Annotated in this window: 14 protein-coding genes and 1 pseudogene; all 15 read left to right on the top strand. The window is 40.9% G+C overall.

From position 1 onward, the window contains the following. Positions 1-18: 18 nt before the first annotated feature. Positions 19-138: pseudogene (locus BM097_RS05305) on the top strand (Flp1 family type IVb pilin); the annotation flags it as partial. Further along, on the top strand, positions 135-1,622 hold the full coding sequence (locus BM097_RS05300; RefSeq protein WP_090546640.1) for a DUF5702 domain-containing protein: 1,488 nt from the start codon (positions 135-137) through the stop codon (positions 1,620-1,622). The pseudogene BM097_RS05305 and the gene BM097_RS05300, both read left to right, overlap by 4 nt. A 204-nt stretch (positions 1,623-1,826) precedes the next feature. Next, a complete protein-coding gene (locus tag BM097_RS05295) occupies positions 1,827-2,612 on the top strand; it encodes a hypothetical protein (protein ID WP_090546637.1) in 786 nt (261 codons plus the stop codon). Positions 2,613-2,637: 25 nt separating this feature from the next. Next, positions 2,638-3,072, top strand: a complete 435-nt coding sequence (locus tag BM097_RS05290) for a prepilin peptidase (RefSeq protein WP_177197377.1) — start codon at positions 2,638-2,640, stop codon at positions 3,070-3,072. Beyond that, on the top strand, positions 3,072-3,278 hold the full coding sequence (locus tag BM097_RS05285; RefSeq protein WP_177197376.1) for a hypothetical protein: 207 nt from the start codon (positions 3,072-3,074) through the stop codon (positions 3,276-3,278). The genes BM097_RS05290 and BM097_RS05285 overlap by 1 nt, the downstream gene beginning before the upstream one ends. Positions 3,279-3,282: 4 nt before the next feature. Beyond that, positions 3,283-4,419: a DUF6382 domain-containing protein gene (locus tag BM097_RS05280; RefSeq protein ID WP_090546631.1), complete on the top strand. Its 1,137-nt coding sequence runs from the start codon at positions 3,283-3,285 to the stop codon at positions 4,417-4,419. A 104-nt stretch (positions 4,420-4,523) separates the two neighbouring features. Next, positions 4,524-7,094, top strand: coding sequence for a preprotein translocase subunit SecA (gene secA, locus BM097_RS05275; RefSeq protein ID WP_090546629.1), 2,571 nt, complete (start codon positions 4,524-4,526; stop codon positions 7,092-7,094). A gap of 105 nt (positions 7,095-7,199) precedes the next feature. Next, positions 7,200-8,015, top strand: a complete 816-nt coding sequence (locus BM097_RS05270; protein ID WP_090546627.1) for a class I SAM-dependent methyltransferase — start codon at positions 7,200-7,202, stop codon at positions 8,013-8,015. Positions 8,016-8,588: 573 nt separating this feature from the next. After that, a complete protein-coding gene (locus BM097_RS05265) occupies positions 8,589-9,398 on the top strand; it encodes a hypothetical protein (protein ID WP_090546625.1) in 810 nt (269 codons plus the stop codon). Between the two features lie 120 nt (positions 9,399-9,518). Continuing rightward, on the top strand, positions 9,519-10,094 hold the full coding sequence (locus BM097_RS05260) for a hypothetical protein (RefSeq protein ID WP_090546623.1): 576 nt from the start codon (positions 9,519-9,521) through the stop codon (positions 10,092-10,094). A 324-nt stretch (positions 10,095-10,418) separates the two neighbouring features. Further along, complete coding sequence (locus BM097_RS05255; RefSeq protein ID WP_090546622.1) at positions 10,419-11,702, top strand: MFS transporter; 1,284 nt, start codon at positions 10,419-10,421, stop codon at positions 11,700-11,702. A gap of 37 nt (positions 11,703-11,739) precedes the next feature. Continuing rightward, positions 11,740-13,548, top strand: a complete 1,809-nt coding sequence (gene pepF / locus BM097_RS05250) for an oligoendopeptidase F (RefSeq protein ID WP_090546619.1) — start codon at positions 11,740-11,742, stop codon at positions 13,546-13,548. A gap of 193 nt (positions 13,549-13,741) precedes the next feature. Continuing rightward, positions 13,742-14,542, top strand: coding sequence for a hypothetical protein (locus tag BM097_RS05245; protein WP_090546617.1), 801 nt, complete (start codon positions 13,742-13,744; stop codon positions 14,540-14,542). Positions 14,543-14,718: 176 nt separating this feature from the next. After that, complete coding sequence (locus tag BM097_RS05240; protein ID WP_015550543.1) at positions 14,719-15,228, top strand: RNA polymerase sigma factor; 510 nt, start codon at positions 14,719-14,721, stop codon at positions 15,226-15,228. Positions 15,229-15,244: 16 nt separating this feature from the next. After that, positions 15,245-16,456 carry a DUF4179 domain-containing protein gene (locus tag BM097_RS05235; RefSeq protein ID WP_090546614.1) on the top strand — a complete coding sequence of 404 codons (1,212 nt, stop codon included), beginning with the start codon at positions 15,245-15,247 and terminating at the stop codon, positions 16,454-16,456. Positions 16,457-16,477 lie beyond the last annotated feature (21 nt).

Raw genomic sequence — 16,477 nt, 5'->3', positions numbered from 1 at the left:
AATCAAAAACCTTGTTCTGAAGCCATTTTGATTTTGGTTGTATTAATCGGCCTTGTAATAATTTTTAAGAATCAGTTAAACAGTCTGGTAAACAACATTTTCAACCAGATTAACTCACAGGCTAGGAGAGTATATTGATTTATAAATTAAAGGGAAGCCTTACGGTGTTTTTCGCCTTGATTCTGGTGGTAGTGATGACGCTGATTTTTACAATGAGCGAGTGCATAAGAGTTTACGAGCTGAATGATTTTGGTCAGGAGTATTTGGACATGGCTGTGGAAAGCGGGTTTTCCGAGTACAATCCATATCTTTGGGCCAACTATAAAATTCTGGCTATCGATTTGGGCTACGGAAGTGAAAATATCGGGCCATCAATCTTTAGTCAGAGGCTAATGGATTACGCGAAATTCAACGCAAATATAGAGGAGGGGAGCAGCTTTGCCAGACTTAATCCGGCTGGTGTTACGGTGAATCAGTATCAGGTTTTGACTGATGGCAAGGGTGCTGGTGTAGCCTTCCTGGGCACGAAGGCCGCAAAGGATGATATGGCGGCCCAGATAATTGATGGAATTCAAGGACACCTTGATAAAGTGAATGGCATTGAAAAGGTACAGGTGGAAAGTAAGGCGGAAGAAGGAAGCTCGGCTTTAGAAAATGCAAAAAATGAATTGCAGGAGAAAAAGGCTGCCGCAGATGAGGATGATGATCCAAATACATCTTCCGCAGATTACACCGAGCCGGAGGAGGTTGAGGATAATCCCTTGGACGCTTTCAAGCTGATGAAGGAGGCATTGTCGAAAGGTGTGCTGGCTCAGGTCACTAATGTGGATATAATCTCTGGAGCCGAATGGGACAAAAGTGTAATGCCCTCTCATCGCAAGCTACAGGTAGGTACAGGGGAGTTTGAAAATAGTCAGAACATAGCAGATAAAGCATTGTTTATAGATTATCTGCTTACAAATTACAGTAGCTTTAGTCAGGACAAAAATCACGCAGGCATGAAATATGAGGTGGAATATCTGATTGCTGGAAAGGAGTCGGATGCCCAGTCTCTTGCGGTGGTGGTTGGAGAGCTTTTAGCTATCAGAGAGGCAGCCAATTTTGCAACTATCTGCAATAGCAACGAATTAAGCTTACAGGCAAAATCCGTGGCAGCCACCTTAAGCAGCTTCAATCCACCTATAGAGCCAGTGGTGGAAGGGGCGGTGATAGCCTCCTGGGCATACATCGAAAGTGTATTAGACGTGAGGCTGCTACTATCTGGAGGCACTGTTCCCGTGGTGAAAAATAAAAATCAGTGGACTTCGGATGTAATGCATTTGTCATCGTTTTTAAATGTGAATTGCAAAGCGAAGCAATGCAAGGGAGGAGTCAGCTATGAAAAATATCTGATAGGCTTGCTGGCTGTTCATAGCACCAGCACCCTGGGCATGAGGGCCTGCGATGTTATGGAAAATGCACTAAATGCCACGGAGGACTATAGGTATGTAAAGGCCGACAATCTGATGTTTATGGCTGATGTGACTATGGATTATTCTGCGGATGAAATGTTTCTATCACTGTTTAGTGGTGGAGGAATGGAAGGCTATACCATATCAAAATCACGACAAATAACGTATTAAAGGAGGTGTAAATAGGTGTCTCAGTTTAAAAATGATAGGTTCCCCCAACGCCTATATAGATTAGGATTATTGTTTTTATTCAGTTTTGTTTCTAATAAATTGTTGTTTCTAAAGTCTGACTTACCAAATCCAAACGATTCAAAGGAGATGCCTATTTATGCCTCCTTTAAAAGGGCTAGCTATACCATAGAGGCGGCAATCATCATGCCCCTTTTTATTACACTGATGGTGTTTGGCATGTTTACCTTTAGGCTTTTGCAGGTGGAATCAGGGATGCAAAAATCTCTTGATAACGCCAGCAGGACAATGGCGGTGACACTTGGAAACGTTGTGAATAAAGGGGAATCGGAGAAGGACGTAGATACTACAAATGACCCGCCCACCATTAAAGGTGAATTGTCGGAGGGGGCGTTGGAGATTGCCACCATCGGCCTTGCAGGTGTCGAGGTGGCAAAAAATAAGGTACCAATTGAATTTATAGATTTTGGCCCCGTAGGCATTAATTTTTACGAGACTAATGTGGAGGGAAACTATATCGATTTAAAGGCCAGCTATACCATGACCTTTCCGGTGGGGCTTTTGGGCAATTTTAAATTTGATGTAAGTCAGCGAGCCAGATGCAGAAAATGGGTAGGCTATGATAAGGCTGAAAACACTACGGATGGCAGGTATGTGTATATCACAGACCATGGAGAGGCCTATCATACAAATTATTACTGCACCTATTTGAACCCTAGCGTGCATCGTGTGGCAGGGGCTGATTTATCTGGCAAAAGAAATCAAGGTGGAGGTGTGTATTACCCATGCGAAAAATGCAAGCCAAGTACAGCCGCTAAAACCAGTGTTTACTACATCACTGATTACGGCACTGCCTATCACAGTGATATAAATTGCAACAAAATAAAGCACAACATTAAAAAGGTGCTATATGAGGAAGTGAAGGACACAATGAGACCTTGCAGCAAGTGCGCTGCAGGGGAGAAGCATTGATTATATAGATAGTAGGAGGATAATTTTGGAAGCCTTTGGATTAGTTTGTTTGTACGGCTTTACAGCTTATGATGACTTTAGGACTAGGCAGATAAAGCTATTGGAGATAATAGTGTTTGCGGTAATCGGTGTGCTGATTAATATCGTAAATGCGAAGTACAGCTTTGTAAGTATAATTGGCGGCGTTGCGGTAGGTGCTGCCATATTGGTGTTCAGCATTCTTTCAAAAGAAAAAATTGGGAAGGGCGATGCATTGATTGTGATGGTATCAGGGCTTTATTTAGGTTTTATGAATACCCTGGTGCTGGTATGGCTTAGCTCTATTCTTGCAGCAGCTACTGGAGTGGTTGTAATTCGTAAATACGATAATGGACCAGATCGGGAGCTGCCCTTTGTTCCCTTCATTCTTTTGGCGTACTTGATAATGGTTGCAGTGGGCGGATTGAAAGGATGTTTGTAGTGAAACTAAAGGGAAGCTATACAGTTGAGGCTGCTGTTGTAATCAGCCTCTGTTTTATTGTATTCGGCGTAGCCATTGGCATTGCCTACGAGCTTTTTCAGCTGGCAATCGAATATGTAAAACACAAGGACGGGGCTTTTGATGCGGTAACCCTGTTCAGATTAAAGGAAGGAATGATGGGTGTTTATCACGCCCTAAAGGATTAAATATATGGAAATCACATACGAGCGAAAGCACAATGAAAGCTATATGGTGCTAGAAGGGGAGCTGAATGCAGCATCCTACGAGTATAGAATGATAATGGATAATAACATATCAGCAATACTTGATATGAATAGCTTTGAAATAGATGGAAAAAAGCGAATAAGCTACAAGATTAGCAGAAAGGAAAACCTGTCAGATTATATCGAAACCAACGACTTGACTGTAGGCTTGCTTACAAGCTTTGTGGTGAATCTACAGGTGGCATTGGATGAGGCAAGCAGATATTTGATAGATGAAGAGCATTTCCTGCTTGATAAAGAAACCATTTTTCTTGAAAAGAGTAAGGAAAATTGCAGGGTTAGCCTGTGCTATTTCCCAGATAGCTGCGGCAGTGTGCAGACTCAGTTTAGGGATTTGATGGAATATTTCGTTTCAAAGCTGGCCACTAGCGATAGAGAAGCCTCTAGGAAAATCTACGAGGCTTACGAGCTGTGCCTAAAGGGGGATTACACCCTGGCAGAAATCATAGAATGCCTGGCGGTTGAGGAAGCTCCTCAGGAAATCCAGGTAGAGAAGGTGTTTTTGGATGAGGAAGAGGACGAAAAAGAAGCGTCTGATTATGAGGAATATAACACTGATGCCATAGGTGCAGAATATATTTCCGACTACTATGAGGTGGAAGAGGGGTATTCAAAGAATATCGTAAATACGATAATTGAGAAGACAAAAGCTATCTTTGGCAAGATGCATTTTGAAGATGAGGCTTCTACTGAGAGAGAAACATCTGAGGATTTTGTTATTGAGCCAGATTATGAAATAGATGAAAAGACAGTACTTTTATCCGATAGCAAGCCCGTAGGCAGGCTTGTGTACGATGGCAACAGCAACGAGGACGATTTCATCATAAATAAGGATGTGTTTAGAATTGGCACTGCCCAGGCTAATGATGCAGTAATCCATGCAAGAACCGTCAGCGGAAATCATGCCAAAATTACAAAAGAAGGCAACGACTATTATATTACTGATTCAAACAGTACCAATGGGAGTTTTCTAAACAGTCTTCCCCTTGTGTATAGAAAACCTTACAAGTTAAAACCAATGGATGTAATTAGATTTGCCACGGAAAGTTATATTTTCCTTTAGTTTGTCGGGGGAGAATTACTCCTAATATTGTTGTGAACCATGCCTTAATCTGTTAAAATGATAGGAGTTTGTGGGGTAACCCTAGAGTTAGGAGAATTAATAAAATGAGCATTATCGACAAAGTATTTGGAACACATTCCGATAGAGAGCTTAAGCGAATTAAGCCTATCGTTGATAAAATCGAAGCCCTCAGACCTGAGATGCAGGCACTTACAGACGAGCAGCTTCGTGCAAAGACTACAGAATTTAAGGAGCGTCTTTCAAAGGGAGAGACACTTGATGATATTTTACCAGAGGCATACGCAGTTGTCCGTGAGGCAGGTAAGCGTGCCCTTGGAATGGAGCACTTCCGTGTTCAGTTAATCGGTGGTATCATCCTCCATCAGGGACGTATCGCAGAGATGCGTACTGGTGAAGGTAAGACACTTGTTTCTACACTTCCAGCATACCTTAACGCACTTGAAGGTAAGGGCGTTCACATCGTTACAGTTAACGATTACCTTGCAAAGCGTGATGCTGAGTGGATGGGTGAGGTTCACCGTTTCTTAGGCCTTACAGTAGGCGTTGTTCTTAACGATATGTCAAAGGAGGAGCGTCAGGAAGCTTACAATTGTGATATCACATACATCACTAACAACGAGCTTGGTTTTGATTACCTCCGTGATAATATGTGTGTATACGAAAAGGACCTTGTTCAGAGAGGCCTTAACTATTGCATCATCGATGAGGTTGACTCAGTTCTTATTGATGAGGCACGTACACCACTTATCATTTCTGGTCAGTCAGGAAAGTCTACAAAGCTTTACGAGCTTTGCGACGTACTTGCTCGTCAGCTTAAACGAGGCGAGGACCTTCCAGAATTCACAAAGATGGATGCCATCATGGGCGTTGAGCGTAACGAGACTGGCGATTTCATCGTAGACGAAAAGGACAAGGTGGTTAATCTTACAGCAGAAGGTGTTTCAAAGGTTGAGCAGTTCTTCCACATTGAAAACCTTGCTGATCCTGAGAACCTTGAAATCCAGCACAACATCATCCTCGCACTTCGTGCTCACAACCTTATGTTTAAGGATCAGGATTATGTTGTAAGTGATGGTCAGGTTATGATCGTTGATTCATTCACAGGTCGTATCATGCCAGGTCGTCGTTATTCAGACGGTTTACATCAGGCTATCGAGGCAAAGGAGCATGTTGAGGTTAAGCGCGAGTCTATGACTCTTGCAAGCATCACATTCCAGAGCTTCTTCAATAAATATGATAAGAAGGCAGGTATGACTGGTACAGCCCTCACAGAGGAGCAGGAATTCCGTGATATCTACGGAATGGACGTAGTAGTTGTTCCTACCAACAAGCCAGTTCAGCGTATCGACCATGATGATGCCGTATACAAGACAAAGGCTGAAAAGTACAAGGCAGTTGTTGAGGAAGTTAAGAAGGCTCACGAAAAAGGACAGCCAGTACTTGTTGGTACAATCGATATCGATATTTCAGAGCTCGTTTCAAAGATGCTTCGTCGCGAAGGAATCGAGCACAACGTATTAAATGCTAAGTTCCACGAAAAGGAAGCTGAAATCGTAGCAGAGGCAGGTAAGCATGGTGCCGTTACAATCGCTACTAACATGGCTGGTCGTGGTACAGATATTAAGCTTGACGAGGATGCACGTGCAGCAGGTGGTCTTAAGATTATCGGTACAGAGCGTCACGAATCTCGTCGTATTGACAATCAGCTCCGTGGACGTTCAGGTCGTCAGGGTGATGTTGGTGAGTCACAGTTCTTCATCTCACTTGAGGATGACCTTATGAGACTCTTCGGTTCAGACCGTCTCATCACAATGTTCAACTCTCTTGGCGTTCCAGAGGGCGAGCAGATTAAACACAAGATGCTTTCTGATGCCATCGAAAAGGCACAGAAGAAGATAGAGGAAAACAACTTCTCAGCTCGTAAGAACTTGCTTGATTACGATCAGGTTATGAATGAGCAGAGAGAGCTTATTTACAAGCAGCGTCGCCGTGTACTTATGGGCGAGGATATGCACGAGCAGATTCTTGGCATGATTAAGGATAAGGTAGACGAGTGTATCGAAAAGACTATTCCAGATGATGTTGAAAAAGAGCTTTGGGAGCTTCAGGAGCTTAATCATCTCCTCTGCCCAGTAATCCCAGTTCCAGTTATGACTCAGCTTTCAATCGGTAACATCAAGAGCAAGAAGGAACTTAAGGAAAAGCTTACAGATATCGCACTTGATATGTACGACAAGAAGGAAAAGGAATTCGACCAGCCAGAGCAGTTCCGCGAGGTTGAGCGTGTAATCCTCCTTCGTGTAATCGACCGCAAGTGGATGGAAGAGCTTGATGATATGGAACAGCTTCGTCAGGGTATCCGTCTCCAGGCTTACGGTAACCGTAACCCAGTAGACGAGTATAAGGCAGCTAGCTACGACATGCTTGATGCCATGAATGCAGCAATCATCAACGATACACTTACAATGCTTTACCGCATCCGCATCGAAAAGAAGGTAGAGCGTGAAGAAGTTGCCAAGGTAACAGGCACAAACAAAGACGACACAGCATCTTCAGGACCAAAGGTTCGCAAGGAAAAGAAAGTCTTCCCTAACGATCCATGTCCATGTGGTTCTGGTCTGAAGTATAAGCAGTGTTGCGGAAGAGCAAAATAATATAATGATTAGGGGCCTCATACAAAGTATGAGGCCTTTTAAGATATAGCCTTCCCCCTGAGAGCAGGGGGAAGGGGGACCGCGTTAGCGGTGGATGAGGGTAATATGACAAACTTAGAAGAATACTACAACAAATTCAACGAAGACAAACGCCTTAAGTCGCGCCATGGCATCATGGAATTCACAGTAACCATGAAATACGTTCACAAATATCTAGACATACTAGAGCGTGGCGAAGAAATGCCAGATGCACAGCCTAAGGCGAAGTCAGATATAAAGATTTTAGATATAGGCGCCGCCACCGGAGGCTACAGCATCCCCCTTTGGAACGAGGGCTACGATGTTACCGCTGTTGAGCTGGTAAAACACAACCTTGGCATGCTTAAAGCCAAAGGCACTGGCGTGAAGGCCTTCCAGGGAAATGCTTTAAAGCTAAAGCGTTTTGATGATAATAGCTTTGACCTTACACTTTTGTTTGGGCCAATGTATCACCTAAAGACTAGAGAAGAACAGCTTCAGGCACTGCGCGAGGCCAAGCGTGTCACAAGACCTGGCGGCTATATTCTTGTAGCATATGTTATGAATGAATATGCCTTTCTTACTTATGGAATCAAGGAGGGCCACGTCTTAGAGAACATTGCTGAAGGAAAGCTGGACGAAGCCTACCACGTACGGCCGGGCGCTGATGATTTGTACGCGTTCATGAGAACAGAGGACATTGAGTCGCTGAATTCGGACGCCGAGCTAGCCCGCGTACAAATCATATCGCCAGACGGCCCTGCGAATCACATGCGCCGCGAGGTCAACGCTCTTTCTGAGGAGCAATTCGCGACCTTCATACAGTATCAGATGGCCGTCTGCGAGCGCGCCGACTTGCTCGGCGCCAGCGCCCACACAGTCGACATTTTACAGAAAAAATAGCATCACAGTAATATCACTTAAATTCTTAACCAGCGAAGCCGCTCTCGCGGCTCCGCTGCACATTTTCCCAATCAGTGAAAGACTAGAATATGAAAAAAAGATTAAAAAATCTGCCGAATACAGTGCTATTGGAAAAATCCTAGTTTGCACTGTAATGGACAGGATACAAATACAGTGCAAATCAGAGATTTGAAGAAAGCACTGTATGGAGTATTGATTTAATGCAGTGGAAATAGAAAAAAAGATGCTAGCGCTGTAAGGATGGAAAAGTGATTACAGTGTATATAGATAAATATATAATGGCGCTGTAAAAAATTATGAATCATTACAGCGCTATATAGAAAAATAATGAGAACACTGTAATGCACAACTAATTATTACAGTCAGAAATGAAAAAATATCATCGGCACTGTAACGGGACAATAATCATTACAGTTATTTTATACAAAATAGTAGTTGCACTGCAATGCGGTCGCCATGAGTACAGTGTCTAGAATAAAAAATACAATAACACTGTAATTCACATTTGTTAAAAGGAAATACATTATTTATAAAGATTTAAAAGGAGTTCTAATGAAAGAAATAATAAGAAAAATAGATATCAAATTGGAAGAAGTAAATAATCTGCTTCGTATATCAAATAAGCAGATAGCACAATATAACAATATAGCAGATATTCATATTCAATCATCAATGAATCGAGGATATGAACAATTCTATTGTGTTGATAGAGCAATGAATACAAGGAAATATTTGAAGATTTCAGATTTAGTAAAGTATTCCAGCCTTATACAACGAGATTATGATATTAAAGTAAATAAAAAGTTAGTTAAAATGCAAAAGAAGCTTACTAGAATTGCTAAGAATCTCAGAGAAATCGATTTATCTGAAATCAAGGCAGTATATAATAAGCAACCATCTGCAAAGAAACCCTACATCACCCCAATAATCCCAAGCGATGAAGTCTTCATAGCAAAATGGTATGAAGAGCACAAGGGTGGGCAGAATTCCTATCCGATAGAAGGCAACATCTACACGGAGAAGGGGGAGCAGGTGCGTTCTAAGTCGGAAAAGATACTGGCGGACTTGTTTCATAAATACAATATCCCTTATGTTTATGAGCCGATGATTAAGCTTGCAAATGGGCGCAGGGCATGTCCGGATTTTGCGGTACTGAACCTGCGCACTAGAGAAACCCTGTATTGGGAGCATTTGGGGCTGATAGATCAGGAAGAATATGCCACCAAAAACATGGAAAAGATTCATGGATATGAGGAAAGCAACCTGGCGCTGGGAGAGAATTTGTTGATATCAATGGAATCATCGAAAAAGGGGCTTAATACCAAAACAGTAGAAAAACAAATCCAAAAGAAATGCATTTAAGCACAAAGAAATAACTGCGACAAAAAATAGCTTGCTATTTAGCCATGTATCGAGTATATTTTAGAAAAATTCTACATATAATGTATAAAGAGGATTACGACAGGAATTGTGAGGGGGATTATGAACAAGATTAAATTATTAGCACTTTTAGCGACATTAATATTAGCCATAACAGCCTGCGGTAAAGCCCAGGGTGAGGATGATGTGGCAGATAATCAGATAGTAGAGGAAGTCACCGCTGACGAGATAACTAAATCAGAGGACGAATCAAAAGAAGAACCAAAAGATAGCAAAGACGAATCAGACGACGAAAAAACTAAAAAAGATGAAAGCGAGCCTGGGAAAGTGGAATTTGAAAAGGTAGAATCAGATGAAGGAACAACAGCAGATAGATTAAAAGATAGAGACCTGACAGTCCCTGAAATAGACGATTCCGCCAGACAATACAGCCATAACACAGTAATTGTGATGGTAAAAGAAGGAACAGCAGAAAGCCAGGTTCAGCAGATTTGCGATTCCTACAACCTTGAAATAAAGTACAGCTACAACACAATTTCCGGTTATTCCCTTTCATCCAAAAAGGATTTGACGGACAAAGAATTAAATGAACTTATAAAATCTATAGAGGAATACAACTTTGTTCTGAGTGTTGAAAAGGACTATGTAGTTGAATTAGATGGAGATATAGCCCAGTAAAATCGCGGAAAACTGCGAAAAATATAATCAAGAATAAAGTTCCATAATTTTAAACAAAACTATTGCATGGCCAGTAGGCTTATGCTACAATCTAGAAAAATTGCGAAGAAAGGAGGGCGTGTCATGATGAATAATTATGGCAGAGAATTAAAAATTGTAACTAATTACTTTAAGAATGATGCGCTCTTTTTGCAGAGATAATCTGGGCTTGTAGCTAGCCAGTAGGTTATCGTATATACGAATCAGCATCCCCTTGAGGTAATACACTTCAAGGGGATTTTTTTGTATAACTGTAAAAACTGCAAAAAGAGCCACGGAGGGAATATGACAGAAATAACAACCACAACTAAGACAAAAACCCCGCGACAACAAAACACTTTATGGACTAGAGATTTTACCATCATAACTATTGGCAGTGTGATATCCATGCTAGGTAATTCTATGATGGGATTTGCTATGAGCTTGATGGTATTGGACTACACTAACTCATCAATGCTGTATGCAATTTACATGGTGCTGTTCACATTGCCACAGCTGGTAACACCAATCATCTCTGGCGCAATCTTGGATAGATTTTCTAGAAAAAAGATGATTTACACCCTGGATTTCATATCCGCAGGAATCTACCTATTGATGGCAATCACATTGATGAAAGGAATCTTCAACTTCCCAATGTTTGGAGCTGTAGTGTTTATCCTAGGTATAATTCAAAGTACCTACATGATTGCCTACGACAGCCTATATCCACTGCTCATCACAGAGGGCAATTTCCAAAAGGCCTATTCCATCTCCAGCATGGTTGAAACCATGACGGTTGTGATGGTGCCGGTATCAACATTTGTTTATAATCTAGTTGGAATCGGGCCACTGATGATTATCAACGCAGCGAGCTTTGCAATAGCGGCAGTCTTTGAGCTGCAGATTGGCCATGAGGAAAAGTATGTCGAAAAACGTAAAAACGAAGTGGATAACAGTGGTAGCAAAATCAATCAGATGTTGATAGATATTAAAGAGGGCGTAAAGTATATGCGCTCCGAGCCAGCGTTACTTGCAATAGTTGCATATTTCGGAATTAACATGCTGGCCTGCGGTGCCATGGATGTGCTTTGCCTGCCTTATTATAAGCAAAACTTTCCAAACGGAGAGTACCTTTACATCCTTGTATTTGGCATGAGCTTTATAGGCAGAGCAGTGGGCGGTGGCCTTCATTATAAATTTAAGCTGCCTACTAAATACAAGTTTATGCTGGCGATGGCAATCTACATCATCATCGCCCTTGGTGAAGGCACTTACATGTTCTTACCAGTGGGATTGGCCGCAGCCGTATGCTTCATCACTGGAATTTCCGGAGTTACCAGTTACACCATCCGAATTTCATCCACACAAAACTACGTGCCGGATGAAAAGAAGGGCCGATACAACGGAGCTTTTCAGCTGATTACAACAGTTGGCTTGTTGCTTGGTCAGATGACTGCAGGCTTGTTAGCACAGAAAGTGGATGAAAGAATTATCGTATTTGCGGTCAACATGCTGGCACTAGTGGCAGCCGTAACCATTATCGGAGGCCACCGAAAAGAAGTAGCTAAAATCTACAACACAGATAACTAGAGATAATAAAATCAAATAACCAAAAAGGAGAAGAATAATGGCTGAAACACTTAAGAAAAGAAGTGAAATCCCAGAGAATCTAAAGTGGGATACATCAAGAATTTTTAAAACAAAGGATGATTTGAAAAAGGCGTTAGAGGAATTCAAATCATTAACAGAAGAAATTGAAAAGACATACAAGGGCAAGCTTACAGATGCCGCAACCATCAATGCGTGCATGGAAAAATACAACGAATGGGGCCGCCAGATTGATTTGCTTTACAACTACGTGAGCCTTAACGTTTCCGTAGATTACACAGATGCTGAGGCTCAGAAGGAGCAGTCAATCGTCCTTGCAGAATTTGCAAAGGCAGATAGCGCCCTTTCATTCATCGACAGCGAACTCGCAGATGCGCCAGTGGAGCTGATTGAAGAGGCAATCAAATCTGCCACAGTAGGCAAGTGCCACTTGCAGGATATCGAAAGAGAGAAGCCACATCGTCTATCTCCAGAAACAGAAAAGGCAATGGCTTCCCTTAGAGAGACAATTGATGCCCCATACAACATCTACGAAACCAGCAAGCTTGCAGACATGAGCTTCCCTGATTTTGAAGCAAAGGGCGAAAAGCATCCTTTAGGCTACAGCCTTTTCGAGGATAATTACGAATACGAGCGCGACACTGATGTTAGACGAGCAGCCTTCAGCGCATTCTCTAACAAGCTTAGAGATTACATGTACACAACAGCTACAGTCTACGGCGCTCACGTTCGCACAGAAAAGATTATTGCTGACCTTCGTAAATACGATAGTGTAATTGACATGCTTCTCTTCCAGCAGAAGGTTACAAGAGAGATGTACGATAGACAAATCGACATCATTATGGAGAAGCTTGCGCCTCACATGAGAAAGTATGCTCGTCTTCTTAAAGAAGCACACGGTCTTGATAAGATGACCTACGCAGATTTGAAAATCACTCTCGACCCAGATTACGACCCACACGTTACAATAGAGGAGTCAAAGAAGTACATCCTTGACGGTCTTAAAATCATGGGACCTGAGTATGTGAAGATGCTTGAAACAGCTTACGATGAAAGATGGATTGATTTTGCCCAGAACATTGGTAAATCTACTGGCGGCTTCTGCGCAAGCCCATATCAGAAGGGTTCATACATCCTGCTTTCATGGAACGAGAGAATGAGCGATGTATTCACACTTGCTCACGAGCTTGGTCACGCAGGCCACTTCTACACATGTAATCAGACACAGAGTGCTCTTGATGCAGAGGTGTCTAACTACGTGGTGGAGGCGCCATCTACCATAAACGAGCTCCTCATGGCAGAGTATCTGAAGGAAAAGAGTGGTGATGATAAGAGATTTAGAAGATGGGTGCTTGCATCCCAGATTTCAAACACCTACTACCACAACTTTGTAACACATCTCCTAGAGGCTGCTTATCAGAGAGAGGTTTACAAGCTTGTTGATAAGGGAGAGGCAGTTCCAGCTGAGACACTAAACGAGATTTACAAGAACGTCCTTAAGAAATTCTGGGGCGATGAGGTAGAGCTTACAGAAGGCTGCGAGCTCACATGGATGCGCCAGCCACATTACTATATGGGACTTTATTCTTACAGCTACAGCGCCAGCCTTACAATCGCAACTCAGGTGATGAAGCGAATTCGTAAGGAAGGACAGCCAGCTGTCGATGATTGGAAGAAGACCCTTGCAGCAGGCGGCACCGTAGCTCCAGTAGAGTTTGCCATGATGGCAGGCGTTGACGTAACCACAGACGCAGCATTAATCGATACAATCGATTACATCGGTGGAATCATTGATGAGATTGAAGAATTAAATATAGAGCTTAACTAAAAAAACAACCGCAAGTTACAAAAAATAAAATGTAACTTGCGGTTGTTTTTTAGTTAAAACTTGTTACGCTTTTCTGGAATATTTATAATACAAATAGTTTATATGAATATAAAAATTATAATGTAAATTAAAGGATAATATTATGAAAAGTAATCAAACTAGCGATTTTTTTGATGGCGAGGAAGGAAATTAGATGAAGAGAAAAATATATATTTTATTGGCATATATTACAATGGCTTGTATGTTGGGGGCATGTTCAGCAAAAACTGAAAAACAGGATGAAGAAGTGGTAGCAATAAGGCATGAGGACGAAGTAGTGCTATCTGAAAAGCAGAAAAAAATATTAAAAGAAGCTGGGCTTCCACAAAACTATGATGAGTTGGATGCTATGCAGCAAATAAATATTAGAAACATTGGCTTAATGCTAGATTATATAGAAAATAAATATGATAAGGAATTTGAATTTTATAAATTTTATGCAGACTCAACAGGTATTGAGGCTCCATCATTAGAAGTTTATCCTGTTGATGACAGTGAATGCATAGTAACCGTTAAAAGTGTAACTAAATCTGATTCAAAAAAAGTAACTTATACCGATGATTACCTAGAATTACAGTCGATGACCGAATATGAACAGGAAATAAGAAATTGTATAAAAGATAAGTTCCCAGAAACTGAATTTGAGGTGTTTTCAACAATAAATATCCTAGAAGAAGGAGAAGGGGATGCATTATCCAGAGCATCAGCTACAACATACATATGCATGGTTGATCCTTTTGAAAAAGAAGAGGATGCTTTAAAAGCTGCAGAGGAAGTAATTAGCTATATACAGGAGAAAAATGGGAATAAACCTAATGGTGTTTATTATTATATGCAGACTGAAGAGCAGTTTAATCATACTTACGTCACATCTGCAAATGACGACTTCTCAGATGTAGAATACAAATATAGAATAACAACAAACAATAGTTATACAAAATTAGAGATAAATTGATTAGTGACTATTCAATCCAGCCAGATTATGAGTAGTCACTTTTTTACATTAAAAGTTTCACATAAATTAAAATATGTGAAACTTTTTCATTCCTTACACGTCTAATGTATGTAAGAACAATTGAAGGACGCTTTGATTATTCTTAATACTGTGTGCACAACAGGAGGCTGCATCAAATGCAGAAACGAGACATAAATGAACTTATAGTAAGAGCGAAGAGGCGTGATAAGGATGCTTTTACTGAACTGATTAACAGACACATGCAGGATATGTACAAGGTGGCACTGGCAATTCTTATGAATGATGAGGATGTGGCAGATGCCATCCAAGAGACTATCCTTAATTGTTGGGAGAAAATCGATACACTTAAGTTTAACAAGTATTTTAAGACCTGGCTTACAAAGATTCTCATGAATAATTGTTATGACATCATCAGAAAGAAGCAGGCTCAGGTTGAGTTAAACGAATGGGAAGAACCTACCTATGAGGATAACTGTAATTTAGAACTCAAAGAGGCTTTAGGCAAGCTTGAGGAAAAATACAGAGTAATCATAATTATGTTTTATTGGCAGGGATATTCCTTGGATGAAATTTCTAGAGTGCTAGATATTCCAACAAATACCGTCAAAACAAGATTGAAACGTGGCCGAGAGCGATTGGCCAGATATTACGAGATAGTTGAGTAGAAAGGAAGACAGTAAAATGGATAAAAAGAAATTGATAATATCTGATGCTGAGATTCCTACAATAGTTCAGGAGAAAGTAGACCTTGCCTTTACTCAGATTTATGAGGAAGAGGAGAGGACAATGAAAAAAAGAAGTTTCAGACTAATAAAAACAATCGTAGCAACAGCTGCAGTATTTGGCGTGGTAGTTTTCTCTGGAGTATGCATTACAAATCCTACTTTTGCTGAGGAGGTTCCTGTTGTAGGAAATGTATTTTCTAGCTTGGGTCACAAGCTTGGGTTTGGCGGAGATTATGAAAAATACGCAAATCCTATAGCATCAGACTCATTGAACGAGGCAGTAGCGCTGACACAAACAGTAGATGGAAACACAGTTACACTTCAAGATATTTACTGCGACGAAAAGGCTATGTACATCAGTATGATAGTGGAAAGTAAAGAGTCGTTCCCTATCAGCCAGATGTATCCTGATTTGGATAATAAAGATATGTATATGTTCTATCTTTTCGATTCTAAGCTAAAATATAGCTTTGAAACAGAAGATAGTAGTTTGAATAACAATTCTTTAGAGTACCTGAATGGTGAATTTATTGATGATAATACCTTCCAGGGTGTGGTTAAGGTCGATTTATCATACGTGCTTAATTACTATTCAAAAGATGTTTTAGAGTCTAATGAGTATAGTACAGATGCGGACACACCAGTTTCTCATTATGATTTACCAGACTCATTTACTGTAGACTTCGACCTAAATTCTATTGTGACAGATATTAATAATCCAGCCGCTTCAGAGCTGACTGTAGACGAGCGAGATGCACTGGGCTGGAAAAACGAATATGAGAATTGGTGGATTGACGGACCTTGGCATTTTAACTTTGAAGTAAATGTGGATAGACAAAATACTACAACAAGAGCTATTGATGTTGAAGGAGTTTCAGGACTTAGCAAGATTACCGTCAGCAAGACGCCATTTGAATTAGAGCTAGATTATGATGATCCTAATGCTAATTATATAGTTGTTGCTTTGGATAAGGATGGAAAACACATGTCTGCCGTGAATAATATGAATATGCTTCCAGTTGAAGGTCATGATGTTTCAGAAATTATGCTATATGTTTGTGATTATTATGATTATATGGATGAAATAAAAGGACAGCAATTAGAGACAGATAAAGCTAAGGATATCCTTGATGAAAAAGCATTGTGGAGTGTAGTACTTTCATTCTAACAATACACAAAAACAGATGGC

Origin of the sequence: Pseudobutyrivibrio sp. OR37, assembly GCF_900113655.1 — a bacterium.
In the GTDB taxonomy this organism is placed as follows: Bacteria; Bacillota; Clostridia; order Lachnospirales; family Lachnospiraceae; genus Pseudobutyrivibrio.
This window is presented reverse-complemented; position numbering and strand designations above follow the sequence as displayed.

Bases quoted from the DNA above. Each gene is read 5' to 3' on its own strand.
- BM097_RS05295 (WP_090546637.1), top strand. From the start codon at position 1,827: ATGCCCCTTTTTATTACACTGATGGTGTTTGGCATGTTTACCTTTAGG.
- BM097_RS05280 (WP_090546631.1), top strand. From the start codon at position 3,283: ATGGAAATCACATACGAGCGAAAGCACAATGAAAGCTATATGGTGCTA.
- secA (WP_090546629.1), top strand. From the start codon at position 4,524: ATGAGCATTATCGACAAAGTATTTGGAACACATTCCGATAGAGAGCTT.
- BM097_RS05270 (WP_090546627.1), top strand. From the start codon at position 7,200: ATGACAAACTTAGAAGAATACTACAACAAATTCAACGAAGACAAACGC.
- BM097_RS05265 (WP_090546625.1), top strand. From the start codon at position 8,589: ATGAAAGAAATAATAAGAAAAATAGATATCAAATTGGAAGAAGTAAAT.
- BM097_RS05260 (WP_090546623.1), top strand. From the start codon at position 9,519: ATGAACAAGATTAAATTATTAGCACTTTTAGCGACATTAATATTAGCC.
- BM097_RS05255 (WP_090546622.1), top strand. From the start codon at position 10,419: ATGACAGAAATAACAACCACAACTAAGACAAAAACCCCGCGACAACAA.
- pepF (WP_090546619.1), top strand. From the start codon at position 11,740: ATGGCTGAAACACTTAAGAAAAGAAGTGAAATCCCAGAGAATCTAAAG.
- BM097_RS05245 (WP_090546617.1), top strand. From the start codon at position 13,742: ATGAAGAGAAAAATATATATTTTATTGGCATATATTACAATGGCTTGT.
- BM097_RS05240 (WP_015550543.1), top strand. From the start codon at position 14,719: ATGCAGAAACGAGACATAAATGAACTTATAGTAAGAGCGAAGAGGCGT.
- BM097_RS05235 (WP_090546614.1), top strand. From the start codon at position 15,245: ATGGATAAAAAGAAATTGATAATATCTGATGCTGAGATTCCTACAATA.